The sequence below is a fragment of the Amycolatopsis rubida genome, from assembly GCF_900115345.1.
GTDB classification, from domain to species: Bacteria; Actinomycetota; Actinomycetes; order Mycobacteriales; family Pseudonocardiaceae; genus Amycolatopsis; species Amycolatopsis rubida.
The window spans coordinates 1-26,918 of record NZ_FOWC01000019.1; the positions used below are offsets into that span (position 1 = coordinate 1).

23 protein-coding genes are annotated in these 26,918 nt (G+C 68.7%); 7 read left to right on the forward strand and 16 right to left on the reverse strand.

What is annotated here, in order from left to right; all coding sequences use genetic code 11:
• The 3 genes from BM362_RS40655 to BM362_RS40665 form a co-directional block, all read right to left on the reverse strand.
• Window positions 1–205, reverse strand: a 205-nt coding sequence (locus BM362_RS40655; RefSeq protein WP_143132614.1) for an iron-containing alcohol dehydrogenase, incomplete at its 3' end; no start/stop codon positions are given.
• 15 nt (window positions 206–220) lie between these two features.
• Window positions 221–1,087, reverse strand: coding sequence for a competence/damage-inducible protein A (locus BM362_RS40660; protein ID WP_093576763.1), 867 nt, complete (start codon window positions 1,085–1,087; stop codon window positions 221–223).
• 33 nt (window positions 1,088–1,120) lie between these two features.
• A complete protein-coding gene (locus BM362_RS40665) occupies window positions 1,121–2,155 on the reverse strand; it encodes a zinc-binding dehydrogenase (RefSeq protein ID WP_093576764.1) in 1,035 nt (344 codons plus the stop codon).
• Between the two features lie 1,176 nt (window positions 2,156–3,331).
• On the opposite strand from BM362_RS40665, the gene BM362_RS40670 reads away from it, so the two are divergent.
• Window positions 3,332–3,664, forward strand: coding sequence for an aldo/keto reductase (locus tag BM362_RS40670; protein WP_244287442.1), 333 nt, complete (start codon window positions 3,332–3,334; stop codon window positions 3,662–3,664).
• Here the strand turns inward: BM362_RS40670 and BM362_RS40675 are convergent.
• Complete coding sequence (locus BM362_RS40675) at window positions 3,574–4,917, reverse strand: hypothetical protein (RefSeq protein ID WP_093576765.1); 1,344 nt, start codon at window positions 4,915–4,917, stop codon at window positions 3,574–3,576. The two genes, BM362_RS40670 and BM362_RS40675, sit on opposite strands and share 91 nt — an antisense overlap.
• Window positions 4,918–5,845: 928 nt before the next feature.
• On the opposite strand from BM362_RS40675, the gene BM362_RS40680 reads away from it, so the two are divergent.
• The 5 genes from BM362_RS40680 (at window position 5,846) to BM362_RS40705 (ending at window position 10,786) form a co-directional block, all read left to right on the forward strand.
• Window positions 5,846–6,892, forward strand: a complete 1,047-nt coding sequence (locus BM362_RS40680) for a 3-oxoacyl-ACP synthase III family protein (RefSeq protein WP_093576766.1) — start codon at window positions 5,846–5,848, stop codon at window positions 6,890–6,892.
• A 33-nt stretch (window positions 6,893–6,925) separates the two neighbouring features.
• On the forward strand, window positions 6,926–7,459 hold the full coding sequence (locus tag BM362_RS40685) for an OsmC family protein (protein ID WP_244287443.1): 534 nt from the start codon (window positions 6,926–6,928) through the stop codon (window positions 7,457–7,459).
• A gap of 1,066 nt (window positions 7,460–8,525) precedes the next feature.
• The gene (locus BM362_RS40695; RefSeq protein ID WP_093576767.1) at window positions 8,526–8,759 is read left to right on the forward strand and encodes a hypothetical protein; all 234 of its coding nucleotides are present in this window, start codon (window positions 8,526–8,528) and stop codon (window positions 8,757–8,759) included.
• Window positions 8,760–9,024: 265 nt separating this feature from the next.
• The gene (locus tag BM362_RS50850; protein ID WP_425285769.1) at window positions 9,025–9,423 is read left to right on the forward strand and encodes a hypothetical protein; all 399 of its coding nucleotides are present in this window, start codon (window positions 9,025–9,027) and stop codon (window positions 9,421–9,423) included.
• Between the two features lie 67 nt (window positions 9,424–9,490).
• The gene (locus BM362_RS40705) at window positions 9,491–10,786 is read left to right on the forward strand and encodes an APC family permease (protein WP_093576768.1); all 1,296 of its coding nucleotides are present in this window, start codon (window positions 9,491–9,493) and stop codon (window positions 10,784–10,786) included.
• Here the strand turns inward: BM362_RS40705 and BM362_RS40710 are convergent.
• From BM362_RS40710 to BM362_RS40765, 12 genes are all read right to left on the reverse strand, one after another.
• Window positions 10,741–11,079 (reverse strand): GYD domain-containing protein, encoded by a 339-nt coding sequence (locus BM362_RS40710; protein WP_093576769.1) that lies wholly within the window; start codon window positions 11,077–11,079, stop codon window positions 10,741–10,743. The two genes, BM362_RS40705 and BM362_RS40710, sit on opposite strands and share 46 nt — an antisense overlap.
• 16 nt (window positions 11,080–11,095) lie before the next feature.
• The gene (locus tag BM362_RS40715) at window positions 11,096–11,785 is read right to left on the reverse strand and encodes a thioesterase II family protein (protein WP_067588458.1); all 690 of its coding nucleotides are present in this window, start codon (window positions 11,783–11,785) and stop codon (window positions 11,096–11,098) included.
• On the reverse strand, window positions 11,782–14,358 hold the full coding sequence (locus tag BM362_RS40720) for an amino acid adenylation domain-containing protein (RefSeq protein ID WP_093576770.1): 2,577 nt from the start codon (window positions 14,356–14,358) through the stop codon (window positions 11,782–11,784). The genes BM362_RS40715 and BM362_RS40720 overlap by 4 nt, the downstream gene beginning before the upstream one ends.
• Window positions 14,358–15,539 carry an acyl-CoA dehydrogenase family protein gene (locus BM362_RS40725; RefSeq protein WP_093576771.1) on the reverse strand — a complete coding sequence of 394 codons (1,182 nt, stop codon included), beginning with the start codon at window positions 15,537–15,539 and terminating at the stop codon, window positions 14,358–14,360. Before BM362_RS40725 ends, BM362_RS40720 begins: the two co-directional genes overlap by 1 nt.
• Window positions 15,540–15,547: 8 nt before the next feature.
• Window positions 15,548–16,348 carry a tryptophan synthase subunit alpha gene (locus BM362_RS40730; RefSeq protein ID WP_093576772.1) on the reverse strand — a complete coding sequence of 267 codons (801 nt, stop codon included), beginning with the start codon at window positions 16,346–16,348 and terminating at the stop codon, window positions 15,548–15,550.
• Window positions 16,345–17,178 (reverse strand): prenyltransferase/squalene oxidase repeat-containing protein, encoded by an 834-nt coding sequence (locus BM362_RS40735; protein ID WP_143132615.1) that lies wholly within the window; start codon window positions 17,176–17,178, stop codon window positions 16,345–16,347. The genes BM362_RS40730 and BM362_RS40735 overlap by 4 nt, the downstream gene beginning before the upstream one ends.
• Before the next feature lie 23 nt (window positions 17,179–17,201).
• Window positions 17,202–18,344 (reverse strand): hypothetical protein, encoded by a 1,143-nt coding sequence (locus BM362_RS40740; RefSeq protein ID WP_093576774.1) that lies wholly within the window; start codon window positions 18,342–18,344, stop codon window positions 17,202–17,204.
• A 66-nt stretch (window positions 18,345–18,410) separates the two neighbouring features.
• A complete protein-coding gene (locus BM362_RS40745) occupies window positions 18,411–19,838 on the reverse strand; it encodes an aminobutyraldehyde dehydrogenase (RefSeq protein ID WP_093576775.1) in 1,428 nt (475 codons plus the stop codon).
• Window positions 19,835–20,749 (reverse strand): ectoine hydroxylase, encoded by a 915-nt coding sequence (gene thpD, locus BM362_RS40750; RefSeq protein WP_093576776.1) that lies wholly within the window; start codon window positions 20,747–20,749, stop codon window positions 19,835–19,837. The genes BM362_RS40745 and thpD overlap by 4 nt, the downstream gene beginning before the upstream one ends.
• On the reverse strand, window positions 20,746–22,752 hold the full coding sequence (locus BM362_RS40755; protein ID WP_244287444.1) for a primary-amine oxidase: 2,007 nt from the start codon (window positions 22,750–22,752) through the stop codon (window positions 20,746–20,748). The genes thpD and BM362_RS40755 overlap by 4 nt, the downstream gene beginning before the upstream one ends.
• 182 nt (window positions 22,753–22,934) lie before the next feature.
• Entirely contained in the window at window positions 22,935–23,768 is an 834-nt protein-coding gene (locus BM362_RS40760; protein WP_093576777.1) for an EamA family transporter, read from the reverse strand.
• 137 nt (window positions 23,769–23,905) lie between these two features.
• Window positions 23,906–24,871, reverse strand: coding sequence for a helix-turn-helix transcriptional regulator (locus BM362_RS40765; protein WP_093576778.1), 966 nt, complete (start codon window positions 24,869–24,871; stop codon window positions 23,906–23,908).
• 732 nt (window positions 24,872–25,603) lie between these two features.
• Between BM362_RS40765 and BM362_RS40770 the strand changes: the two genes are divergently transcribed.
• Complete coding sequence (locus BM362_RS40770) at window positions 25,604–26,029, forward strand: hypothetical protein (protein WP_093576779.1); 426 nt, start codon at window positions 25,604–25,606, stop codon at window positions 26,027–26,029.
• Window positions 26,030–26,918 lie beyond the last annotated feature (889 nt).

The window sequence follows — 26,918 nt, forward strand, 5'->3', positions numbered from 1 at the left end:
CGCGGCTGTCAACCGCACTGGAGCCGCCGCCGGTCGTGACGTAGCGGTCCGCCCCGGCGTCGCGCACCGCCGCCACGTCCTCGAACGGCGCGTGCCGCGTAACAGCGGGCACAAAGGAAGCCAGTTCGCCGAGACCGCCGCGGAGGCGGGCGAACACGGTGCCGAGTGCTGGGCAGCGGGGAGAGGCGGCGCGGGAAATGACCACTCGCGGTGGTTTACCTCAGGTCCGACCTTCGTGGTGCATTGGCTCGGGATGGTCGAAGGTCACCTCTGTGACTTCTATCCCGCGTCGAGAGAGCGTCTTGCCTAACAGCGTCAACGAGTGTTCAAGCAGGTGCTGAACTTGGCCCGGATCCGTGCCCCGCACTGACAAGGTGACGGTCACACGTACGTTTCGGCCGAATTTTCGGGCACGCGACTTCAGGTACACGTCGCCGATTCCGCACGAGTCGAAATCGTGTAGGGCACCGGCTAAGGAAGCTTCTTCTTGCGTCGACGTCACAATCGTGGCGCAGCGAAGATGACCGATGCCGAGCCGGCGTTGCAGAATATGGCCGCCCCGGTGTGTCACAATGTATTTCAGTTCGCCGGGCACGCCCGGCAAAGCAAGAATGCAACCGGCGGCGACGACCAGATGGATCGCGGGCGCCACGCCGATCTCGTTCGGCACCGCCTCCGCGCCTTCGGGAAGAAGCGCCATCTTCGTTCTGGCGCGCAGCGTTTCGTCGGAGGGCACTGCTTCTGCGGCCTCAGCGCGAGCCAGTTCGGCGTAGCGTTGCTCGACCAGTTCGCGAGCGGTCTCGTTCAGCCGAACCGGCACTCCGGCGTATCCGGCGATCGCCGCCGCGGTGAGGTCGTCGCGGGTCGGGCCGAGCCCCCCCGAGGTGAGTACGAGGTTCGCTCCGAGCGAGAAAGAATCTGTCAATGCGGCGCAGATGCGCTCCCGGTCGTCAGGTACCGCGCAGACCTGCACGACCCGGCTGCCTCTCCCGCTCACCTGACGGCAGAGCCAGCTGCTGTTCGTGTCCGTCGTGCTGCCCTCAAGCACTTCGTCGCCGATGACGACAATCGCGGCCGAACCGGTCATCCGATCTCCCTCGCCGTGCCTGGAATGAAGAACTCAGGGACTGACCAGCACCTTGATCGCCGAGCGTTCGCCCATCGCCGCGTACCCGTCGGCCACCGAGGCCAGCGGGACGCTCTTGTCGAACAGCCGCGAGGCGTCGATCTGGTCGGCCAGTACCGCGTCCAGCAGTTCGGGAAGGTAGTTGCGCGCCGGCGCGACGCCCGCCTGAAGGGTGATGTTGCGCCGGATCATGGCGTTCACATCGACCCAGGTCGGCTGGCCGGTCACGCCGACGAGGCAGACGTCGCCCCCGCTTTTCGCTACGCCCACCGCCGTCGCGAGAGACTGTTCGCTGCCGAACGCGTCGATGACCGCGTCGGCGCCGTCTCCGCCAGTGAGCGCCCGGACCTCGTCGATCGCGGCTTGGTCCCTGCTCAGGACGATGTCGTCGACACCGAATTCGCGGGCCATCGAGAGCCGGGGCGCATGAGTGCCCATCAGGATGATCCGTTCGGCGCCCAGCCGCCGCGCGGCCAGCACAGTGCACAGGCCGACCGCGCCGTCTCCGACGACCGCGACCGTCCGGCCGGGCCGCACCTTGGTGGTGACGCCCGCGTGGTGGCCCGCGGACAACACATCGGCCAGCGGCAGCACCCGTCGCAGCAGCTCGGCATCTGCGGTGCCCGGTACCGGCACCAGAGTCCCGTCGGCGTGCGGAACCCGGACCGCTTCGGCCTGACAGCCGTCCGCGCCCGCCTCGCCCCAGAGCCCGCCGCTGCGGCACGATGTCGGCAACCCGCGGAGGCAGAACGAACAGGTGCCGTCCGACCACCCCATCGGCGCGAGGACGGCCTGGCCCGGCCGGACGGACCGGACAGCACGGCCGACGTCGGAGACCACGCCGACGAACTCGTGCCCCATCCGCTGTGCGCCCGAGACCGGGTCGACACCGAGGTAGCCGCCGAGATCCGTGCCGCACACCGCACTCAGCGCGACCTCGACGACAGCGTCGGTCGGCCGTTCGATCCGGGCGTCGGGAACACGGTCCAACCGGACGTCGCGGGGACCGTGCAACACAGCTGCAAACATGGCGACTCCAGCGCGGGAAGCGAGTTGGGCGGGCCGAACACGATCCGGTAATTGCACATTGCGAGAATGGCGAAGGCAATACTTCGCCGGAGGGGGAGCGCGTTGGGTTCGCACGGATATCCCTAGGCGCACAATTGAGGGCTCTGGATTGTGCGTGCCGTGGGCCGTGGCTACCCTGCCCGCCCGAAGTCTCGTTCTTGCGAGCGAACCGCGTGCGGCACTCGGTCCTGCGGGGTGCTCACCGCGAAGCGGACCGGAGCAGCGCGGAGTTCCGGCCGAGTCCGCGGGCCTCGTTCCGTTCTGCCGTCCATTCCGCGAAATCGGGGAGGATCTGTTCCCCGCCCAATGCGTAGCGGGGTATCCCATCGTGATCGAGGCGCGGGCCGCGCCGAGGTGCCGCGGCAGATTCGCTCGGCGACCTGGCCTGCCGGAACGTCGACGGTCGAGTGGACACCCCCCCGGAGATTCGCCGGAGCAATGCTCTCCGCAGGGCGACTTGCGATCTCGGCATGTGTGCGCCACCGCGCTCTCCCGCACAGCGATTGCCCACGTCCTGGCGGCGCCAGCCCTGCCGTGTCGGCGAGGCCGGAAAGAACCGGAGCGCGGGCCTGGCGCTTTGCCGGAACGGAAAGCATCTCGCGACCGTGTCGGCCGCTGTGCGGGAACTGTTCGGAAAATTCGACCTCATATCTCCAGGACTGACCTGGACCACGCGATGGCATCCCGAAGAGAAACTCCCCGCCGAGCCTGGCCTCTCCTGCGACGACCCCAGCGTGTACGTCATCCTCGCAGGAGCCGGAAGAAAGAGATAACACCAGGACCGCGGGGCGTACCGTCCCCTTGCCGGTATTGAAACAACGAGACCCGACAGCGCCGTCGCAGTTCCGCAGATACCGTGTTCGACCCAACCTCGCCCCGGACGGCTGCTCGGCGGTGATCGTGCCGTCCGGTACGGGAAGCCGGACAGCCACCGGAGCCGCAGCAGCGCGGCGACCGTCCCGGAGGGTCGCCGCATCCCGGTATTCGAGCTGTTCGCGCCCGTGGGCCGCGCCTCGGCGTCAGGGTCCTGGCGGGGTCTGTGGGAATAAGTATCGCAGAACAGGAACGGTTTTCTGGCTATGCCTGCCCGATGAAGGCGGGCTCCCTGAATCGCAGCGGGGGATTTACCGTGGAGGCATGAGCGTGAAACTGACTTTGAACAACGGCGTCGAGATGCCCGCGCTGGGCTTCGGCGTGTTCCAGACCCCGCCCGAGACCACCTCCGCGTCCGTGGCCGAGGCGCTGCGCGTCGGCTACCGGCTGATCGACACCGCGGCTTCGTATTTCAACGAGCGCGAGGTCGGCGAAGGCATCCGCCGGTCCGAAGTGGACCGTTCGGACGTGTTCGTGGAGACCAAGATCTGGATCAGCGACTACGGCTACGACGAAACCCTGCACTCGTTCGACAAGAGCGCGGGCAAGCTCGGCGTCGAGCAGTCGCTGGCCGCGACTTCGTTGCCGGCGATGTAGTCGCCGACGATCCCGAACGTCGCGTACACCGCCTTGGCGTCGTCGGCCGCCGTGCGGTCGACGCCCGTGGTGCCCTCGCGCCAGGCGGTCTGGGCGTCGCCGGCTTTCTTCCCGGCGTCGATGCCGGCGTAGGTGGCACCGTGGGACTGCTTGTTGATCGCCAGCGCGCTGGCGCGCACCGACATCATGGAATCGGCGTTGGCGCGCCCGCGGTCCCAGGCGATCTGTGCCGCGTCGGGGATCCCGAGGTGGTCGTTCATGGCCCAGGACTGGAAGTCGACGTAGGTGCTCAGCACGACGCGGGTGGGGCCGGAGTGCTGGCCCAGCAGGCTGTCGTCGAATTTGTCGAGCGCGCGACCGCGGTCACGGCCGCCGCCCCGCTCGTTTCGAATGCGATCCGGGAAATCCGGATCGCCTCCCGGCCACTGCGGAGCCGCGATGCCGGGCAAGCGGTGGCGAGCGCCGTGGCGGCCGGGCCGTGACGACGATCTGCCGATCGTCTGGTCGTCAACCGTGAGAGGCTTCCCCAGCTCGGCCGTCCGCCTGAACTGGACAGTGTCGTCCGCGTTGTCGGCGTTCATCTTCTTCTCCTTGCGGCGCGCGATGAACCATGAACCACTGATGGACACCGCGGTGGAAATGACAGGCAGAAGCAGGATCATCGCCGACGGAGCGAGCGCGTGGTAGTCAACCTCGTTCGTCATGTCGCCCTGCGCACAGTGGGTCGCGTCGTAGAGCCGGTATTGGGCATACCACCGTGCCGCGTCAGTAAGACTCGGCTGCCGACTGCTGAGTATCCAACACCCCAGCAGCGCAACGGCGAACGCGTTCAGCGAAGCCGGGCTGGCTTCTGCCCATGCCGGCACTGCCGACACGATGTTCTCGGCTTCTTCCGGTGCGCATCCCGCCTCCACGAGCCGCACGATGACAACAGCGGCGTCGACCCACGTGGGAGAACGAGCCGCCCATGTCCACCCCACAATCCTGGGAAACCCGTTGCGGTCAATCAGAATGCTGGACTCCGACACGTCCCCGTGCGCGATGCCGATTCCGGCGGACAACACGTCGCAGACGTGACGCTCCAGGTCGACGAACTCCGCAAGATTCTCGCGATCCCATGCCGTCAGCTTGTGCACGTGATTCCTGGACAGGGTTTGCCACGGCGGCTCAACCGACCAGTCGGCAGCCGGCGAATCAAAGAACGAGCTGCCCATCACCTCGGGAACGGCCAGATCCGCGAGCAGTTTCACCACAGTACGCACGTCGCCCGAACCGGGCCGGAGACGAGCACACCTCCCCGGGACATACTCATATCCGGTGATCGTCGGTCGAAACTCGCGCGCAGGCGCTTCGCAGTTGCGCGTGGACGAGCTCCGTGGGGGCATGAAACCGAGTGTGGGTCTGACGGAATATTCCAGGTCCGCTCGTGCGTGGGGCGTGGATGAAGCCGAGGTCGCGGCGAACCCGTCGTCGTCGCCGGCTGGGGCGGCCGAGCCGAGGGAGGGAGTTCGCGGCCAGGCGCACGGGGCACGCTCGACGGCGGTTCGGCTGTTTCGGTTGCGTGCCGGGCGGATTGCGGTACGCGCGAGCGCGACAGGAAGAGCGACGCGGGGTTCTGCCGCTGCGCGGAGGAGAACGTCACTCCGGCAGCGGTGCCCGGTGTCCGGCATCCGCCGATCCCAGAGCTGACCGAAAGCGTCGACCCACTATTCTTCGTGAACCGCGAAAAGGAAATAGCCTGGTACGAAGCCGAAGCTGGAATATCCGGCTGATCGCCTCGGCAGCCGAACATCGCGCGCTGTCCGAGTCGGTGCGGCTGCGCACGAGAGAACTGGAGGCACGCCAGTCGCTGGAAGATGGGCTGTGCCATCGCCCAGGCTGTCGGATCCTTCGCGCTGGGCGGCGCGGAATATGGCCGAACTACGGCAGCGACCCCTGCTCTCGACCTGCCTGTCGCCAATGCGGCGAATTCCCGCACGGGCCTGGCGGGGGCCTTGCCGAGCGATAAAGCGCACTGTATGGTTGAGCCGAACCGTCGCCGTGGACATTATTGGATTCCATTCTCCGAACCACGCCACAACCTCGATCCGCTTTGGTCGGCTTCCTTATTAATGATCAATTTACGGCACCCCTCAGGGATTTCGGCGCGGGACCTACCGGATCAGGACACGGAGGGCTGTCGTGGGAACCGTCATCATCGGGATCGGCCGGCGCCTGCCCGAACAAGTGATAACCAATCCGGAAATCGAACGGAGTTCGGGTTACGACCGCGCGCGGTACGCGGGTGTCAGCCTGGACGAATGGTCGCGAAGTCAGCACGGCGGCCGGACCAGGCGGGTCGCCAGGCCGCCGGAGAGCACATCGAGCCTGGCAGCGGGGGCGGCCCGGGCCGCCCTCGACGACGCCGCCGTGAGTGCCGACGACATCGACGTGATCGTCCTGTCCACCTTCACCGGAGGCCGGGTGCCCCCCGCGGCCAGCCACGTGCAGGGTGATCTCGGGTGCAGTGCGAAGTTCCTCCAGCTCGACTCGGCCTGCACCGGATTCGTCGATGCCATGCTCGTGGCCGACGGACTGTTGCGGTGCCAGGGGTACCAGCGGGCCCTCGTCGTCGCAGCCGACGTCAGCTCTCCGCTGTTCGCGCCGGACGACTGGGTTTCCCGGACAGTGTTCGGAGACGGCGCGGGCGCGGTCGTGGTCGAACACCACCGGGACGACGGTGTGGGGATCATCGCGCACAGCGCCGGCTCGGACGGCCACCTGAGCCACTACGTCACCTTCCGCGAGCCCGGCGGCGGGCACCCGCCCAACCGCGGCCGGCGCCACCTCCGGCTGCGGTACGCGAGGATCGGGCCGTGGGCCGTCGACCGCATGGTGCACGCCACCCGGACGGTGCTGGACCGCGCGGGCGCAACCCTGTCCGACGTCTCGCTCATCGTGCCCCACCAGACCTCAGACGAGGTTCTCACTCGCTACGGGGACGTACTTGGCTATCCCCGCGACCGGGTCGTGTCCACCTACGCGGAACTCGGCAACACCGCGGCGGCCTCGATCCCCATCACCCTTGTCGCCGCGCGCCGGCAACGCGCATTGCGCCCAGGACAACTGATCCTGATGCCCGCGGTCGGAGCCGGCATGGCCTGGGGAGCGCTGGCCTACCGGTCGGCGCCACCGGCACGCGGCGAACTCACTGCGAGCGATGTCACTTGCTCGCAAAGAGATTCCTGACCGTGGACGACCGGACCGGCCGGAGGGCGAAACGTGAACGAGGCAGGGATCAACGACGTCAACATGCAGTCCTTGGCAACGCTGGTGGAGTCGGTCCGGCAGGACCCTGCGAACGCTCGCACCACGTGGAGCAGCCGCGTCAGGTGGCTCGGCGGCTTCCGCTCGGAAGCCCGAACCCGCGGCCTCGCCCCGACCGAGGCCGACGAACCCATGGAACTGGCGGGTGGAAACAGTGCACCGAGCCCGGTCGAGCATCTCCTCGGCGCGCTCGGCAACTGCCTGGCGGTGGGCTACGCGGCGAACGCCGCCCTGACCGGGATCACGATCGAACAACTCTCCGTCGAGATTCGGGGGAGCCTGGACCTCCAGGTCTTTCTGGGACTGAAGGAGGGCCACGCGGGCTTCGACTCGATCACCGCGAGCGTCCGGATCGTTGCCGAGGCGTCACGCACTGACCTCGAAGCACTGCACGCCAGAGTGATCGCCTCGTCGCCGGTCGGTCACACGCTCAGCAACGTGGTGCCGGTCTCGGTCGAACTCGCACCCAGCCACCCGATGAGTACTTGAGGTTCACCCCGAACGCGGTGGACAGGGTCTTGCACAGTTTCCCGTTCGACGGAACTGGTTCCCGGGTGTTCGGGCCGCGGCGTCGCTGGAGCGGCTCGGCTGGCAGCCGGTCCGGCGGGATGTGCTTGGTATCTGGTCAGGCCAGGCATCGGGAACAACGCGACGGGGCCGGGTGCCGAAACCGGGCCGGTTTTGTTCCTGCTGCGCTGTGGAGGAAAGCCATCGCTGCTGAGCCATACGTTCCGGACCTGCACGCGAAGAAGTTGCGCGAGACGGCGTCGCAGTGAACGCGTTCGCCGAGGACGGCCTGATCAGCGATGGGCCGCCCAGATCGAGTTGACCGAAGGGGACAGGCCAGTCGACGTACTCGACAGAATCCTGGACGCTGCGCTGGGTGGAGACCAGTCCTCGATCGCGGAACTGTGCGTGCTCGGCGGCGATGCTAGTGCTCTGTCCATGAACGTTGGCCGGTTTGGTGCCACGCCGGTCAGCGTTCGGGGTGGGTGATGGGTTTGCCGTCAGGCTGGATGGATGGCAGATCCAGTCCGGGTGCGCAGGCTGACCGATCATGAAGGGCAGCGGCGGCTGCGCCGGGCGATGGTGGTGCTCGCCTCGGTCGGCGGTAACACTGTCCCGGCGATCGCCTGGCTGGTGCGGGGCGACGAGGACGTGATCCATCGGTTCAACCAGACGGGCATGGCCAGTCCGGCCCTGAAGACGAAGCCTTCATCGTCGCGACGGCCACCACGCGACCCGAAGCATTCGAGACTGGGGAGCGATCCGGGGATGCGTAGTCGACGACCTTCGTCATGGGCCGATCCTGGGTGGTTACCGGCAGCCTTCGGGGCATTCCGAAGTGCCGGGACACCGCGACCGTGTGCCGCCCTCGGGCCAAGCGATACCCCGCACGGTCGCGTCTGGAAGGACGGAGGGTTGTCGAACGCTACGCGACCTGCCACAGCATGTCGCATCGCCGCTCCCGATCGGTCGAACTAGCATCGCGGGCGCGCGAGGCGCGTCGATCGGAACATCAGGCGCATCAGACGGGGCCGGACGGAGAGAACTGGTGCCCGAGACTGTCGAGACATCCTCGGAGACGGACGACAGCGCCGGCGACGCGGTCGCCAGCTACCGCGAAACCAATGGTTCGTCACTGATCTACGCGATCGACTCGGACTGCAGAGTGACGTACCGCAACGGCGACATCGTTCGCGCCGCGGCGGTCATCACTGCTGACACACTCCGCAACATGGCCGAGGCTGGTGCGGTCGAACCCGCGTCCCTGCCCGGGTCGGCGTGACCCGGTCCGCTCCGGAGGCGCGCGTCCCGCCGGGCCGGGGGCTCGGCACGGACGCTGCGGGCCGACCGGCACCCAGCCGGTGAACGGGGCGTGTCCCGGCTCCGGTCTGGCGGGCCACCGGCATATTCCCGTTGTCGGCGACGGCGAGGAGGAACGTCCAGCCGTTCGCGCTGGTGCCGATCGCGGGCGCGTTCGCGTCGGCCGCGACGACCGCATGTGGTCGCACCATGCCGCGACGATCGTGAAATTACCACAGTGTTCCGTCATGCCCGGCGAATTCGCCGGGCAGGCGTTGTGCTGTTCTCTTGGCGCGAGCAGCAACGCGACGGAGAAGAACGTCACCGGGCTGTACGCCTTGGAGCGCCTGGCCCATGACAACCCCGGCCAACGGCAGAGCATCGTCAACATCATCTGCGCCTACCTGCGGATGCCCTTCACACCATCGGGCACCCAGCCGCCAGCCGGAGCCGATGCCGCTCAGGTCAAGGAGCATCAAGGCCACCAGCCTTCGACCGGGACATCTACAAGAAACGCCACGGTGTCGAATGCGGCATCGACCGCCTCAAACACCACCGAGCACTGGCCACCCGCTGCGACAAGCTCGCCCTCCGCTACGAAGCCGCCATCCACATCGCCACCATCAACGAGTGGCTACGCCTTGTGAAACACGGCCCAGCGGCTGCGCCCAGGCCCGGGGTGTTCGGGCGCGGGTGATCGGGTACTCGGCGGGCATGGGAGGGCAACCGACGGCGCGGGCCGAGCGAGACACTGCGAAGCGCCAGCTGTCCGTGCTGCAAGGGGTGGGTCTTTATGTCGGAGCAGTGCTGGGAACCGGCCTGCTCGTGCTGCCGTCGCTGGCGGCGAAGGCGGCGGGACCGGCCGCGTTGGTGGCGTTTCTCATCCTGGTCGTGGTCTCGGCGCCAGTGGCGGCGACGTTCGGAGCGTTGGCGGGCCGCCATCCCGACGCGGGCGGGCCCGCGACGTTCGCTCATCGCGCTTTCGGCCGCCGCGCCTCGGCTCTGGCCGGTTGGTGGTTCTACTTCGGTGCGTTGGCCGGGATGCCCGCGGCGAGTGCCTTCGGTGCCGCCTATGTGACTGCCCTGATCGGCGGCGGGCGCACGACGACGGTGGTTGTCGCCGTGGTGCTCGTGCTCGTCGCGGTCGGCGTCAACGCGGTCGGTGTCGAGCTCTCAGGGCGTGTGCAACTGGTGCTCACTGCGTTCCTTGCGGTGTTGTTGGTCGGTGCGGTCGTGGTTTCGGCGCCTCATGCCCGGCCGGAGCACCTTCGGCCTTTCGCGCCGCATGGTGTCGGAGGCGTGGCGACGGCGGTCAGCTTGCTGGTGTGGTCCTTCACCGGGTGGGAGACCGTGACGCACCTGGCTCCCGATTTCCGCCGCCCGCGGCGGGACCTGCCGTTGGCGACCGGGATCTCGATCGTCGTGATCGGCGTGTTGTATCTGGCGGTGGGCGGGATGACGATCCTGGTGCTCGGTCCGGCCGCCGGTTCCGCGCAGGCCCCGCTGGCCGAGTTGCTGGGCCGCTCGCTCGGCACGTCTGTCCGGGTGATCGCCGCGGTTGTGGCGGTGGTCGTGACGCTCGGGGTGCTCAACGTTTTCGTCGCGAGCATGTCCAAGCTGGGCGCCGCCCTTGGCCGCGACGGGGCGCTGCCGTCGTGGCTGGCCAAGGGAAGCGATGCGGGCGAGGTGCCGCGCCGGAGCCTGCTGGTCGTGACGGCGGGCATCGCGGTCAGTTTCGTGATCACGGTTCTGACGGGATTCCGGCTCGAACCGGCTTTGCGGGCCGAGAACGCGTGCCTCGCGGGCATTTACCTTGTCGCGATGCTCTCCGGTCTGCGTCTGTTGCCCACCCGTCGGCGCCAGTGGTGGGTCGCGTTCGCGGCCGTGGTGCTGGTGCTGGGGGTGTTCGTGCTCGCCGGCTGGTATGTGGTGTTCCCGGCGGCGCTGGCGGCCGGAGCGCTGGTCTACGTGAAGTTCTCCGCTCGGCGCGCCGCGGGGGCCGGGGACTGACCGGCGACTTCGCCGGCCAGTTCGAAGTACTCGGTCAGCGGCATGGCCACCATGGTTTCGGTGCGCATGGAGCCGGACTGGGCGATGAGCGACATCGCGCCGAAGGCGGCACGGGGATCGTCCCGCGTTTCCAGCACCATCAGGTAGTCGTATTTGCCCAGCAGGTTCCACGCCGCCACCAAGCGGGCGTCGTGCTGTTCGAGCCGGTCCACGAGGCTGGTGAACCGGTGCAGCTCGTGGGCTTCGGTCTTGCAGGCTTCGTCGGTGGCGGTGGCGAGAACGACGGTGTGCATGGCTTTCTCTTTTCCTTCAGCGGTGCGCGGGCAGGTCGATGTCCAGGTCCTTCCGGATGGCGCGATGCAGGAAGAGGCTGGCGTGCTGCAGGGGGAAGTGGCCGCCGGGCACTTCGCGGACGACGGTGTCGTCTTCGGTGTGCTCGTGCCAGCGGCGCAGTCCCGCCAGGTCGACGTGCGGGTCGGTCCGGCCCCGGAACGCCGAGATCGGACAGGTCAGCGGCGGGCCTTCCTGGTAGTCGTAGGTTTCGGCCAGGGTGTAGTCGGCGCGCAGTCCGGGCAGGAACTCGTGGCGCAGTTCCGCGTCGGCGATCACGGCCGGGGGCAGGCCGCCGAGCCGGGCGATCTCGTCGAGGAATTCCCGGTCGGGCAGCAGCCGCAGGTCGCGGGCGCGGGCCGACTCGACCGGAGGGACCGCGCTGCCGCAGGCGAAAAGCCGCCGCGGTGGCGCTCCGCCCTGGGTGAGGACGCGCGCCGCCTCGAAGGCGATCACGGCGCCCAGGCTGTGGCCGAAGAACGCGTAGTCTTCGGTGCCGACCTGCTCGGCCACACCGCGCGCCGACGCCTGCAGCGTCATCGATGTTCCCCCGCCCGGCCGAGGGTGCTGCACCGGCACGACCTTCAGGCCGGGGGAGAGGTCTTTGATCCAGCTCCGGTACCCGGCGGGGGTGCCGCCGGCGTGCACCAGGCAGTAGAGCGTCGTCATGATGCCTCCGAGCGGTGTGCCAGAACCCCTTCGCAGGTCGGGTCCTGGATGAACCGGCCGAGGTCGAGCCGGATCGGGGTGGAGCTGCGGACGCGGGCGACGAATCGGGCCGCTTGCAGCGAGGTGCCGCCGAGGTCGAAGAAGTCGGCGGCAGGCTCGACCGAGGGCTGGTTGAGCACGTCGGCCATGAGCCGGCGGACCGTGCCGCGGACGCCGCCTTCGTGTTCACTGCCGCCTCCGGCGTCGTCGGAGGGGGCGAGCGCGGAGCGGTCGATCTTGCCGTTGGGCATGAGCGGAAACGCCGGGAGGATGTCGAGACGGCTGGGCACCAGGTGCGCGGGAAGCCGGTGGCGGACCTGGTCGAGCAGTTCATCCGGCCGCGTCCGGTCGTCGAAGCAGGTGACGTAGGCGTCGAGCCGGACGTTGCCGACTGGTTTGACGATGGCCTGGCGGACGGACGCGATCTGCTCGAGCGCCGTCTCGATTTCGCCGGGTTCGATGCGGAAGCCGCGGATCTTGACCTGTTCGTCGAGCCGGCCCAGGTACTCAAGAGCCCCGTCGGGGCGGTGGCGGACCAGGTCGCCGGTGCGGTAAACCCGTGCGTGCGGGTCGAGGGAAAAGGGGTCGGGCAGGAATCGTTCGCCGGTCAGCTCCGGCCGGTTGCGGTAGCCGCGGGCGAGCCCGGCGCCACCGACGAGCAGTTCCCCGGTGGCGCCGCCGGCGACAGGGGTGCCGGTGTCGTCGACGACGTAGACGGTGACGTTGTCCAGCGGGACGCCGATCGGGACGCTGTCGCGGATGCTGTCGGGCGTGCAGTGCCATGCGGTGACGTCGACGCTGTTTTCGCTGGGGCCGTAGAAGTTGTGCAGTTCGGCCCAGGGCACCGTGGCGAATACTCGGCGGCAGAGGTCGGCGGACAGTGCTTCACCGCCCGAGAACAGGTACCGCAGCGCAGTCGCTTCCTTGAGCCCCGGGCGTTCCTCCAGCAGGACGTCGAGCACGGACGGGACCAAGGGCACCGCGGTGATCTGTTCCTCGGTGATGGTCCGGGCGAGCGTCGCGGTGTCGCGCTCGGTTCCCGGCGGCGCGAGCACCACGCGGGCGCCGTTGACCAGCGCGCCGAAGATCTCCATCGCGGAGATGTCGAACGACAGCGAGGTGTGGTGCAGCACGGCGTCGCCGGGGCCGAGCGGGAAGGTGCCGATGTCCCAGCAGAGCCGGTTGACCAGACCGCGGTGCTCGATCTCGACGCCCTTGGGTGTGCCGGTCGACCCGGAGGTGTAGATGACGTAAGCGAGGTCGGCCGCGGTGGCCTGTTCTTCCGGCGGCGTCGCCGGCTGACCGGGGAGGTCTTCGTCGGTGTCGAGCCGGACGACGGCGGCCGGAGTCTCGGGCAGCCATTCGGTGAACCAGTCCTGGGTGAGCACGACCGACGCGCCGCTGTCCTCGAGCATGAAGGCCAGGCGGGTCTCCGGGTATTCCGGGTCCAGCGGAAGGTAGGCGGCGCCGCTCTTGAGCACGCCGAGCAGCGCGACGACGAGGTCGACGCAGCGGGGGAGGCAGACTGCCACCAGTTCCCCCGGCCCTGCGCCGCGTTCGCGCAAGAGGCGGGCCAGCTGGTTGGCGCGCCGGTCGAGGTCGCGGTAGCTGAGCGGTTCCTCGCCCGCCATCGTGACCGCGGTCTGGTCGTGGTGGCGGGCGGCTGCGGCGCGGACGAGGTCGTGGACCCGTTCAGCGGTCCGGGCTACGCGCTTGCCCGCCCACCGGCTTTCCGGCACGCGCCGCCGCAATGCCGTGCGCCAGTACGGTTCCGGCGCGGGCAGCTTGTGGTCGTGGCCGGTGTCCGGGACGAGCCGGGTGCCGGTTTCCAGCATGCGCTGATGGCAGGCGCTGATCGGCTCGGCGTAGGTGAGCCCGGCCGCGCCGAAGACGTGCACGGCGTGGTTGACCGCTTCGTAGGCATGAGCGCGCACGGACTGCGCGAACACCGCGACGTCGCGCGGGTCGGCGACGCCGCGGTCGAGTTCGCCGGCCAGCTGGTGGAGGCGCAGTCGCAGACCGCCGATGCGGGCCGCGTGCGCGGCAAGGGGAAGGACCAGGCCCTGGAACCGGGCGATCGGACCGTCGAACTGACGGCGCTCGCGGCTGCGTTCGGCGGCGAGCCGGACAGCTCGGCGGCTCAGTCCCAGCAGGTGCGCGCTCAGCCGCAGCCACCAGGACGGCTGTTCGACTCGGTCGCGCGGGACGACGGGCAGGTCCAGCCGGAGCCGTCGGCGTCCGAGGAGGGCCTCGCCGAGCATTTCGTCGGTGGCCGCGTTGTGTCGCGCGGCCAGGGTTTCCGCGCAGGCGACGTGTTCCAGGACAGCCGCGGGCCGCGCGGCGGCCCCCAGTTCTTCGGCGAGCACAACGGCTTCGGTCTCGCCGAGGCCGAGCCCGCCGTGTGCGGAGTCGACGGTGAGGCCGAGCCAGCCGTGCCGGCTGCAGCCCGTCCAGACGTCCTCGTGGTCGTCGGAGAACACGGCTGCCAGGTGCGTGCGCAGCTCTTCCTGCGCGTTGGAAAGCCGGGTACGCATCAGATGACCGCCTCGGCGTCGTCGAGCAGGGCGGCCGACACCGTCTCGAGCATCATCTCCGACGTCCCTCCTGCCACGGTCAGCCCCGGGGCTTCGCTGAGGGAGACTCCCAGTTCGACGCCGGCTGTGGGCAGGCCGTCGATCCGTTCGACGCTGCCTTCCCAGCGCGGGGTGATGGTTTCGGTGCCGGAGAAGACCTCTCGGACCGACCACACCAGCGCGGCGACGCGGGCGGTGAGTTCGCTGGTCCACCATTTCGCGGCGGCGGCCGCGGCGGTGGCGTCCTCTCCGCGGGCCAGCAGGTCCACGCAGCGCCAGGTGAGCAACCGGGCCGCGGACAGGTCCGAGCGCAGCCGGTCGACCTCGGGCATCGCCCGTGGCGGCAGTTCGAACCCGGTCAGCAGGGTGAGCCAGCGCTGGGCGTGCCCGTAGAAGTACACCCCGGTCCGTTCGACCGCGAGCGCCTCGTTGACGATCTGCCAAGCGTCGCCCTCGGCTCCGACCAGTGCGCTGGCGGTCAGCGGGGCGTCGTCGAACACGATGCGGTTGAACGTTTCCGGGTTGAACCCCGCGACCTCGGCGATCCGCACTCCCTCGGCGCGCAGCGGCACGAGGAAGAGGCTCAGGCCCGCGTACTTGCTGCGGCCCTCGGAGGTCCGGGCCAGGCACACGCCGTAGTCGGCTTTGAAGGCCCCGACATTCCAGATTTTCTCGCCGGTCAGCCGCCAGCCGTCGCCGTCCCGGGTGGCGCGGGTGCTCAGCGAGGCGAGGTCCGAGCCGGCTTCGGGTTCGCTGTAGAGGACGACGAACAGCCGTTCCGCGGCGGCCATCGGAGGCATGAACTCCGCCTTCTGCTCGGCGGTGCCGGCCGCGAGGAGGGTGGAGCCGGCGTTGTCGACGGTGTTGACCCGGGCGCTGTCGGGCACACCGGCCAGCGCCATCTCCTCGGCGACGATTGCCGACTCCACAATGGACAGTCCCAGGCCCCCGTACTCGGCGGGCCAGTCGGGCGCGAGCCAGCCGCGCTCGCCGAGCCCGCGGTAGGCGAGGTCGGAGTGCCGCCACGGGCGTGCGCGCCGGGTCCTGACGAGGTCCTCTCGGCAGTCGACCCGGAGGAACGTCCGCACGTCCTCGCGGAGCCGCTCCTGTTCGGAGGTGAAGGTGAAGGGCGCGGTGAACATGATCTCTCCTAGTTTCCGGCGCGCGGAGCCGAAACCGGCGCGGGGCCGGTGCGGGCCGCGAGCATGTCGTCCAGCCAGCCTTCGAAGCCGTCGAGGCCGGCGGTGCCGAGGAGGGCCAGTGCGTGGCTGCCGACGATGAACCCGTCCGCGCCGCGCGCGGCGATCTCGGCGACGTCGCCGGGCGTGCGGATGCCGAAGGCGGCATAAGCCGGCAGGTCCGGCCGTGCGTCGTGCACCGAGTCCAGGGTCCGTTCGAGCCCGTCGCCGAAGTCGCCGCGAGAGCCGGTCTCCCCGCTCAGTGCGCAGTAGACGAACCCGTCGCCGTGGTGGAGGACCTCGGTGTCGGCGAGGCCCTCGGCCGAGGCGCGGACCGTGGGCACCAGCGGGATCCCGTGGCGGCGTGCGGTTTCGGCGTACTCGGCGAACGGCTGGGCGTCGTGCTCGCACAACAACCCGGAGCAGGCGGACAGCACACTCGTGCCGGCCCGCCAATCGCCCGGGATCGGCCAGGCGGAGCGGTAGACGATGCCGACTGCCGCCGGCACCCGCCGCAGCCAGTCCCGCAGCCGCGGCGAATGCGGGTCAAGGTGCTCGCCTGCGAGGGCGATGGCTTCGGCCACGACCCCGCCGGTGCTCCCGGAGAACTCCGGTTCGGTGAGGACCGGGAACTCGAGGAAGTCGATCCCGCGCGCTGCCGCCGCTTCCGCTGCGGCCAGGCTGACGTCCCAGGTCGGGTACCCCGGGACGAGGTAGAGCCCGAACCCGAGCCGATCCGGCGGGGCGGCGGCCGCGCGCAGTGCCGCGGTCATGTCGGCTGTCCCTGCCGGACAGCGGTGATGCGCCGCACGCGCAGCGCGCAGTAGGTCTCCCACAGCGTCGACTCGTCGTGCGCGCTGTAGCCGCCGTCCGGCCGCGCGCACTCGCGGACTGCCGAGCCGAGTGCCTCCCACCGCCAGGGAAGGCCCAGAAGCTGAACCGTACGGGCGCCCCAGTAGGCGCTGGCCAACGACCAGGCGGGTTCGGCAGGCCGCATCTTGATGTGGCCCCGGCCGTCGTCGCACGCGGTCGCGAAGCCGGCGTGCCGTTGTGCGGCGAGTTGATCGTCGTCGGCGCCGAGCCACTGCAGGATCGCGACGGCGCAGTAGGTGCGTTCGATGTCAGCGGAATGGCCCGGCTCGAGTGCGCATCCGCCGCCGTCGGCGGTGCACCGGCCGAGGAACTCACGGACGGCGTCTTCGGCCGGCCGGTCCAGCCTGAGCGCGAGGATGAGCAACGAACGGATGCCGTAGAACAGGTCGTCCATGTCGACGCCGACGGAGCCGTCGCGGACGAGGATCGAGGCGACCCAGGCGCCGGTCTCGGCGGGGGCCGGCACCGCGATGCCGGCGAGCTCGTGCAGCCGCAGCGCGTAGTAGGTCGCGCCGAGGGAAAGCTCGCCGCCCCGGTGCATCGCGTAGGCGGGGCCCCGCCGGGCGCCGGCGACGAATCCGAGGTCGGCGGCTTCGGGCCCGGATCCGGTCAAGGCGAGGACCTCGGCGCCGAATCTGGTCGCCTCGAGGCTGGGCCGGTCTTCGTCGGTTTCGACCAGCAGACCGGCGCTGTCGCGACAGCGGCCGACGAATGAGGCGGGCTCGGTCATGATGGTGCGCTCCTTCCGGTCGGTCATCCGGGCGCGGACCCGAAGATCTCGTTCTGCGGCGGGAAGCTCTGGTAGTCCAGGGACGCGAAGCCGTAGCTGTCGGGCAGCTGTTGCGGCGCCGGGGCGTGGAACAGCAGCGAGTCGGCGAGCATCCGGCTGCGGCCCGCGTGGGCGTAGGCGGCGTAAAGTTCCAAGGCGCGCCGCTGGGCCTGGGGCACGGTGACGGGCGGGCCGGCCACGGAGAAGTCGTCGACCTCCTTGAGCACGGCCATGCCCAGGCAGAACGTCAGCAGGTCCTGCAGTTCGGTCGTCAGCACGCCGTTCGAGCGCACGACCCGGTACGGCTTGGGCATGGCTTCCAGCACGTCGCCGGCGTAGATCACGAAGTCGGCCACGTCGGTGCCCGCGACGTCCAACTCGAGGATGCTCGGGCTCAGCAGGTAGTTGAGGTATCCGAAGATCCTCGGGTTGCGGCTGAAGAAGAACAGGCACGCCGCCTCGTCCTCCGGTACGGCCGCCGGGTCGAGCTGCCCTGCCAGGCGGGACATGACCGTGCCGTAGCACCCCGAGTCGACCAGAGCGACCCGTCCGGGCCGGTACTGCTCGCCGGTGCGCAGGCCGAGCACGTCGGAAAGCGTGCCGTGGTCGCTGCGCGAGGCGTGGGCGAGGCGGATGTCCAGCCCGGACGGCGTCTTCTGGTGGAGGCGGCGCGCGGTCAGGTAGGTCGTCAGCATGTCGCGCGCCAGGAACAGCAGATGCCCGCGCTGGCGGTGCGTGCACCAGCTGACGGTCCAGTGCGCGAAAGAGATCCACAGAAGAATCCAGGGCCGGACCCGCCAGAGGAACCGTTCGGTCGCGGCCCCGATCCCCTCGGCCAGGCTCGGCGCCCTGCCGGGATCGACGGCATGGCAGACCTGGGCGATCTGGTTCTCCGAGAGGTCGCCTTCGGCTCGCATGGTGGCGACGAACCGGTCGAGTGCCTCGTACATCGTCGGTACCGGGCGGCCGGCGGCGGCCGCCCAGCAGTGGATCCAGTGCTGGGCGGTGTGGGCCCAGTCGGTCGCGGCGGTGTCGGTGTCCGGGGTGGGGCAGCGGGAAATCATCGACGTGAGCCAATTCGGGATGTCTCCGACGAGGATGTGCCGGTCATCGGTCAGCAAGGTCACGGTGGTCTCCCTCGGCTTCGCCTGCCGGTCTGTTGTCACTGCGCACGGGCGGTGGTCGGGGCGAAGTCACGCCCGGTGGTCGGCCGTGATGTGCTTGAGCCGGGTGTATTCCTCCAGCCCGTAGGCGGACATGTCCTTGCCGTGGCCGGACTTTTTGAATCCGCCGTGCGGCATTTCCGCCGGCGCGGTGAGATGCGTGTTGATCCACACGGTGCCGAAATCGAGTCCGGCGCTCGTGCGCAGGGCGCGACCGTGATCGCGGGTCCACACTGATGCGGTCAGGCCGTAGTCGACCGAATTGGCGGCGGCGACGGCGTCCGTTTCGGTGCCGAAGCGTTCCACCGTGAGCACTGGGCCGAAAACTTCCTGTCGGGCGATCTCGTCGTCGCGGGCGACATCGGTGACGACGGTGGGCGGAAAGTAGTAGCCGGGCCCGCTGTGCGCCCGGCCGCCGGTCGCTACCGCGGCGTGGGGCGGCAGCCGTTGGATGAAGCCGCCGACGCGATCGCGGTGTGCCGCGCTGATCAGGGGCCCGCAGGTCGCGGTGGCGTCCCCGGGCGCCCCGATCCGGATCGCCTTCGCTTCTTTCACCAGCGCTGAAACAAGCTCGTCGTGCCGGCTGTCGTGGACGAGCACTCGCGTGGCGGCGGCACAATCCTGACCGGCGTTGTAGAAGGCGGCCGCGGCGATTCCGGCGGCTGTGCGTTCGACGTCGACGTCGTCGAAGACGATCACCGGAGCTTTGCCGCCGAGCTCGAGGTGGACTCGTTTGAGCGTCGCTGCCGCGGCGGAAGAGACGTCGATGCCCGCTCGGACGCTCCCGGTCAACGAGACGATCGACGGGACGGGGTGGGCCGCCATGTGCTGCCCGGTCGAAGAATCGCCGCAGACGACGTTCAGGACGCCGGCAGGCAGGACTGCGGCCGCGAGGTCGGCGAGCAGCACCGTCGACTCGGGCGTCAGCTCCGAAGGCTTCAGGACCACCGTGTTGCCCGCGGCGATCGCCGGCCCGCATTTCCAGACGGCCATCATCAACGGGTAGTTCCAGGGCGTGATCTGCGCGCACACGCCGACCGGTTCCCGTCGGACGCCGGAGGTGTAGCCGGTTTCGTATTCGGCGACCGCGCGCCCTTCGAGGCACCTGCACGCTCCGGCGAGGAACCGGATGTGGTCCAGCAGTTGGGGCAGCTCTTCCCGGGACATCTGCGCTCGCGGCTTTCCGGTGTTGCGGCACTCCGCGTCGACGAGCTCGTCGGCGTGATCGGAGAGAACGCCGGCCAGATCGAGCAAGCTCTGCTGCCGCCGGCTCGGCGTGGCCGATGCCCAGCCGGGAAACGCCGCGGCGGCCGCGCTCATCGCGGCGTCGACGTCGGCGCCGCCGGATCGAGGAGCGGTCGCGTACACGACCGCATCGCTGGGGTTGCGGATCGGGAGCCGGTCGCGGCTCTGCGATTCGGTCCGCGTGCCTCCGACGACGTTGCTCAGTGCGATCATCGTTTCGCCAGTTCGGCCAAGGGAGTGAAGTCGCGGGCCGCGATGAAGGGCGGCCGTCGTTCCGGTGCGGCGAACGGCTCGACCAGGGTGTTCTCGACGCTGTTGAACACCACGAACAGGTTCGAGCGCGGGAACGGGGTGACATTGCCGTTCGACCCGTGCAGGCAGTTCGAGTCGAACACGGTCGCCGAGCCCGGTTTCCCGGCGAAGCACTCGATGCCGTGCTCGTCGCTCATGCGGGTGAGGGAAGCGCGGTCGGGCATGCCGACCTGGGCTCCGGGTTCGTGGCGTCGCAGCGAATCGTGGAAGTAGCCCGGCGGGGTGGTTCCGCAGCAGGTGATGAACTTGGCGTGGGTTCCGGGCATGATCATCAACGCCCCGTTGAACGGGTAGTTCTCGGTGAGGGCGACAGAGATGCTGAACGCGCGCGGCCGCGGCATTCCGTCTTCGGCATGCCAGGTTTCGAAGTCGGAATGCCAGTGGAACGGCCCGCCGTCGAACCCTGGTTTGCAGTTGATCCGGCATTGGTGGACGTAGACCTCGGAGCCGAGGATCTGCCGGGCCATGTCGACGACCTTCGGCTGGACGAGGATTCCGCGGATCTCCTTGCTCAGCAGGTGTACTTCGAAGATCGACCGCACCTGTCTCGTGTCGCCCTCGAAGGCGACGCGTTCGTCTTCCGCGGCACGGAGTTCGGCGCCGAGCCGATCGAGTTCGTCGAGGCAGGTCTGCACTTCGGCGCGGTCGAAGAGGTGTTCCAGTGCGAGGAAGCCGGTGCGGGCGTATGCGTCGAGGCTGGTATCGGCAAGGGGGCCTGGACGGTCGCCCCATACCGCGGGGTCCGGGCGTTCGAGGATCTGCGGGGTATCCGCTGTGCGGGTCGGGTAGCGGTCGGCCAGCGTCGAGGTCATCGCTGGTTCCTTCCGTCGTCGGTGCCGGTGTGCGGAGAGTTCTCCGGCGCGCAGTGCGGGGTGGGCGCCGGCACGTCGAGTGCGGGGTTGCCGTCGAAGAAGCCGAAGGGCTTGAGCTGGAATCCGACGGTCGTGACGGGCATGACAGGCCAGTCCTCGGGCCGGACCACGTGGTGGTCGCCGAAGGTGTACCAGACGACGACGTCGGTGTTGTCCAGGGGCCGGTCGGCTTTCGCGTACTCTGGGAGGCCGTCGCCCGGGTGCTGGTTCGGGTAGTCGCCCCCGGCGTACAGCTGTGCCGGGTCGTACGCGGTCACCCACAGGTGTTTGTAGGCGAATCCGGCTCGGCGATGGGCTTCGGTTCCTTCGGCCTGGATCGGGAGCACATTGGCTCCCGCGGCGAGCTTGTAGCCCACGGGCTCGCCGAGTCTGTTGCGGACGTTCGGATTGACGATCAGCCAGTGCCGCCCGTGCGCGGGGTCGATGGTCCGTTGTGCCTCCCGCTCGGTGGCCAGCAGCGTTCGGCGGGCCAGCCACGCGTGTCCGAACGGGTTGTCCTGAGGCGGGGCGAGTTCCGAATTGACCTCGTAGACCGAGTTGTCGTTGCCGTTGACGCACATGTCCAGCCGGACGTTGAAGAAGTGCTGATGGTTCGGGCCGTACAGGCCCGGCGCGACCAGCGTGCCGTAGACGGGTTTTTCGCCGGGGGCGACGGTGCCGGTCGAGATCATGCCGGTGAGTTTCACTTCGAACTCGATCGTGCCGTCGAGGTAGAGGTACCAGAAGTAGCCGTACTGGTAGTTGCCGAGCGCGGAGAAAGTCGACACCACGAGCCGCCGGGCACGGCGGGTCACGGCGTCGCCGGTGCGGAAGTCCGTGTGCTTCCAGCCGACGCCGTAGTCTTCCTCGTGCATGCAGATGGCCTGGCGAATGGTGATCGGCTCGCCGCGGTCGTCGTGGACGACGACGTCGAAGTAGGTGATGTCGCCGAGGCAGTCGCAGCCGAGGCTGAGCGAGTTCACCATGTACCCGGCGCCGTACTCGCCTTCGTCGAACGCCTGCTTGTGGCTGTGGACCAGTCCCGGGTCGCCGTACGGCGTGAAGATCTCCGACAAGGCCGCCCGGTGGACGACCGGCCGCGTCCTGCCCTTCTCGGAAAAGCCGAGCTGATGCAGCACGAGCCCCTCACGGGGGGTGAATCCCAGTCGGAAACGCCATTTCTGCCATTCGACGGCATAGCCGTCGACGCGGAAGCTGGGCCCTTCCGGCTGCGCGAGCACGATCGGATGCAGATCGTCGCGCACCCGGTCGACCGGTGTCCAGTTGTCCTCGCGGCCGATGAGGTCCTCGGTGTAGTTTCCGGCGTGCGGCGGCAAGGGCGGCCCGCCGCGGTCCTCCACGTCCACGACCGACATCTCGTCCAGGTCGACCAGCACGCGCAGGCCGTCGACGGGGCGCGCATACGGGTTGTCGCCTTCGCCGTCGAGAACGAAAGTCAGGGCGTGCGCCAGCCGGCGGTCGTCGAAGCGGCCGTCCTCCCGATGATGTCCGACCGTCCAGGCATCGACTACCGTTTCCTCGACGTCGGCCACGCCGCGGTCGTGCAGCGCTGAGCGCCAGCGTTCGTCTTCGCGCACGACAGCCTTGCAGGCCATGAATTCCTCGAGCGTGATCGCCGGTTGCACGTCCGGCACTTGCCGCCAGGAGGTGATCTGGGAGCCGGTGAGGGACACGGTGGCCTCGTAGCTCGTCTTCCGGTCGGGCTGACGCAGCACGATGAACGCATCCCGTTGCGGGCAGGGCTTTTCCGGATAGGCCTGCACCGCGTGCTTGGCCGGTTCCAGCAGCGTGATGCTGACGAACCGGGTGCGGTCGTTCACCTCCGGCCGGGTGCGAACCATCCTGGTGACACTGCGGATCTCGGCCGCGGTGAGCGGGTCGAGAGGATGACCGGATTCCGCGATTTCACGACCGCCGGTTGTGGCGTACGACACCGAAGTCACAACACACTCCTTGGGGGCGTCGAAGACGGCGGCAAGCCGGAATGCCTGCTGTTTAAGCAATTCCGTCGCGCTGGCGGAGTGCCGCCGCAATCTGGGATGTCGACGACATTAGTGCCGGGCGGCGCCCGTCGCGATCACCTCAGCGACCCGTCATGTCCAAGATGCGTACGGCCCGCGGTCCCTCAGATGGCCAGGAGCACGATCGCGGCGCCGGCGCCGACGAGGCCTGCTACTTGCGAAGGCCGCAGTTTTTCCTTGAGCAGCAGGATTCCCAGCACCACCGGGATGGCGGGGTAGAGCGAGGAGAGCACGACCGCGATCGCGAGAAGTTGCTGGCGGGTCGCCAAGGTGTAGAGGACGATCGCCGCGGCGGCGGCGATTCCCGTCAAGGCGGCCGGCAGCAGCAGCCGCGGACGAATCCGGAATCGGCCCGGTGTCGCGAGCACGGCGGGGAAGAGCGTGAGTGCGGAAAGCAGTCTGCTGATCGCGATCGGCCACATTCCGGCAGACGGGTCGACCTGACCGAGCGCGATGTTCTGCAGAGCGAATCCGATTCCGGCGAGGAGTCCGTCGAGTGCTCCGTTCGCGGAGCCGTTGCCCTTGTCGCCGCCTTCACGGGCGATGAGCCACAACGCCGGCAGCGCGACGACGATGCCGCCCCACGCGGGCAGCGACGGGCGATTGCTCAGAAGGACCACCCCGGCGAGCACGGGAAGGGCGACCCCGCCGACGTCGCTGAGCGGCACCACGACGCTCATCCGCCCCCGGCCCATGCCGCGATACAGGAACAGCACCCCGGTTCCGGTGCCGATCCCGGAGAGCGCACCCCACAGCAGGCTCGGCGCGTCCACGTGCGGCGCGGCGACCACCAACGACGCCACGACCGTCGCGAGCAGCCCGCTGACCTGGCCGAGGAAGCCGATCAATGCGGCACGAGAGCGCCGCGACAGCAGACCGCCGGAGAAATCGGCGAGGCCGAAACACAAAGCCGACAGCAGCGCTAAGACTTCACCCACGCGCGCGCATCCGGTCTTCCGGCGCGAACGGTGCCAGGGGGCCGGCCGGAGTGCGGCTGCGGTGACGGGCGGTCATGGTTCCTGCATAGTGCTCGCCCGGCCGTCCCGCAACCGATCGCGCCTGACCATGACGGCGATCAGCCGAAAAGCTCGCCCGCACGCCGAAGCGTATCCGAAGGAGCTTCGTCAAACCGGTCGCGATAGGTCGCCGCGAAACGTCCGAAATGGAAGAAGCCGTGCCGTCGCGCCACTTCGGCAACGGTGACGGCGTCAGGGACGCTGACCTCAAGATCTTGCCGCGCTCGGCGCAATCGGACGTCTCTCAGATAGTTGTGCGGGGTGATGTCGAGGTAACGGCGGAAGCCTCGTTCGAGAACACGCACGCTGACCCCTACCGCGTGCGCCAGGCTGGCGACCGAGTGTTGATGGTCAGGGCGGCTCTCGATGAGCCGGGTGGCTTCCCGGATCGCCCGTGACGGCACCAGGTCCACGCTCTCTTGGAGCACATCCCAGTAATTGTGCCGATGCGATACGAGAAATGTCGTCATGATGGCATCCTCCACGGAATCCGCTGCCGCGCGGTGTTCGAGGGCGCTGCTTCGGCTGTCGAGCGACTTCACGAAGAGTTGCACTCCGTCGTGCCAGCCGCTGAGCGGCTGGCTTGCGGTGTCGAGCGGGCCCTCGAAAGCCAGCGGTTGCGGAAGGGCTTGCCGGAGCAGCCTGCCGAGACGTCGTTCCAGGCTCGATCGATCGATGCCCACGATCAGCTGCGCACAATCGCGCGACCAGCTGATCTCGGTGCCCGAGCCCGGATTGCCCACCCAGCCCCGCCGCTCGCTGACCAGCGTCCGCGAGCGGCTCGCCTCGACCGTCGAACGCCCCGAGCAGGAAAGCCACACCAGGAAGAGGTTCTCCGAGTTGGTGAGACGCATCCGAAAGGGCTCCGCGCTGCTGACGTAGGAAATCGTAAGATTTCCTGTTGTTTGTGAGTGAATTCGAATGCCGGGTGCCGGTTTCTCAGAGCAAGAGCAGAACTCGACGGCGCCGCAAATGCCGGACATGCACGTCCGGGCCTCGTCGAAACCGCCCGAGTCGATCAGCACGAAGTCGCCTAATGGCCTGCGCACACCGATCTCCCTTACGCCTCGTGCTCTCTGGGCCCGCAGCTTGCTGTCCCCGCCCGTTCCTGCAAGTGCTGGCCGACGTCCGTCGCGGCGTGACGGCGCTTCATGTTCCGGTATAGCAACGACACCTGATCGAGACAACGCCTGCGGGGAATACTCTTCCAAAAGCCCACCTGCGTCACGCCAGGTGACCGCACCTATCCAGTTTCTGCGGTTTTAAACACGCCAATTCGGGTCTGTTTCTCACGTTGCCGCTTGGCGCGATATTCGTCTGGACGGCCTTCCTCTGCGGTTGCCGCCCGAATAGCGTCGCGTCTCGCTATGCTTCAGCTGTGTCTCGTTGCGCAGGGTTGATAAAGATCGAAAAGCTTGTGCGTGGCGCGATGATCGCGCGGATGGAGCGGACGATTTCAGAAGGCGGCAGCCGGCAGACCCGGTGACGACGGCGATGGCTGGCCCGCAGCGGCCGCGATCGTGGCTGCCAATCCCGGCTTGGCGCAGGAGCGTGCGCGGCCCACAGGTGCGATGACGACCGGTGGCATCACGCTGGCTGCGTCCGCGTAGGGCAGACGTGCGAGGATGCGGCCGACGTCCGGCTCCGGTCCTCGACAGCGGCCGCAAACGCGCCGCTCGCCAGCTCTCCCCGGGCGGTCCTTCAAGCGCTGAACGCAGCCCCGCGAAGAGAGCCGGATCGTATTGGAGGAGGCAACCATGGCTGTCGTGAAGTACCTGACGGTGAGCCCAGCGGGCGTGGTCGCTGAGCGTGCTGCGGACAGCGACGACGCCGACGTGTTGTCGCGTGTTCTGCAGGGCGAGGTCGCCGGATGCGTGCACGAGTTCCAGCTGTCGCCGGGCCTTGTGATGGTGCACCGGGAGCTGGAGGGGAAACCTGAGCCGGATCAGTACAATGCCTATGCCACGTCGGCGGCGACGGGGCTTGCCCGATTGCGGCAGGCGCTCTACGTCTTCGCGGGTACGGTCCTGTTCATCGGTCGCGCGCGAGCGGAGTGGACGTCCATCGCGGACGCTGACGCGTCTCGTGTCCGAGAGTTGGTCGCAGCCGTCACGCTGGCCGCGAAGGAACGAGTGTTCGCTCGTGCCCGTGCGAACAAGCTGGACGTGTCCGGCCGGGAGTGACAGCTGGAACGCCGTTTCGGCCTGGTGGGTGCCCGAGGCCCGCATCCCGGGCGGTACCAGTGCGCTCGTGGCGGCTTTCTGTGCTGACGCGCGGTCCTGTCGCGCCGCGTGGTCGGCGAGCATCCGTGCGAGACTGCGGCGTGCGACTGCTGGACCTCCGCTGCGGAGCGAGCAGGTCGGGATGGCTTCGGCCCCTGTGGGCGGTCCTCACGGGTTGAGGTGTCGGACTTTCACGCGACCGGCGAACGCATCCCAGTCCTTCGCGAGGACTGCGAGCTGAGTCGCCCGGCTAACTGAGCTGGCAATCGCGAGTCAGCGCCCGGATGCTGCGCGACGCGGCGACCCGGGCTCTGGACCTGCATGCATGCCGCCGGACCAGGACAGGGTTCCGCAGGGACCGTCGCTCCCTCCGGAACCGTCAAATCTCGGCACCGGTGAACGCGTCGGCTCTCCCTCCGCACGTCGACGTCGTGGTCCGGCGGTTGCGTGTCATGCAGTTCGCGGTCGACGCGGTGTGTGCGAGCGGGGCGGCATGCGCTGCACGGAGGAGGGTACTTCTCGGGCAGCGGAAAGTGGGTGTAGTGACCGGTTTCCGGGATCCGGACCGTGCCGGTGCAGGCTGTGCAGATCCGGTCCAGTTCCATGACCCAGTCGACGTCGACAGGCTCACCGAGTTCCAGCGTGGTCCGGAACTGCTCGGGATCGCTCGCGGTGACCGTGAAAGGGAAGTCGGACCCCCGGACGGGTGCAACCGCGGGAACGCCGTCGAGATCCAGGACGAACCGACGCGGTTCCGAGACCTGGCGGACGGAGGAGACGCTCGTCATCGGTCGTGCCGGCGGCGTGCCAGCACGACCGGCCGCAAGCCTGCGAGAACGACCGCCTGGGC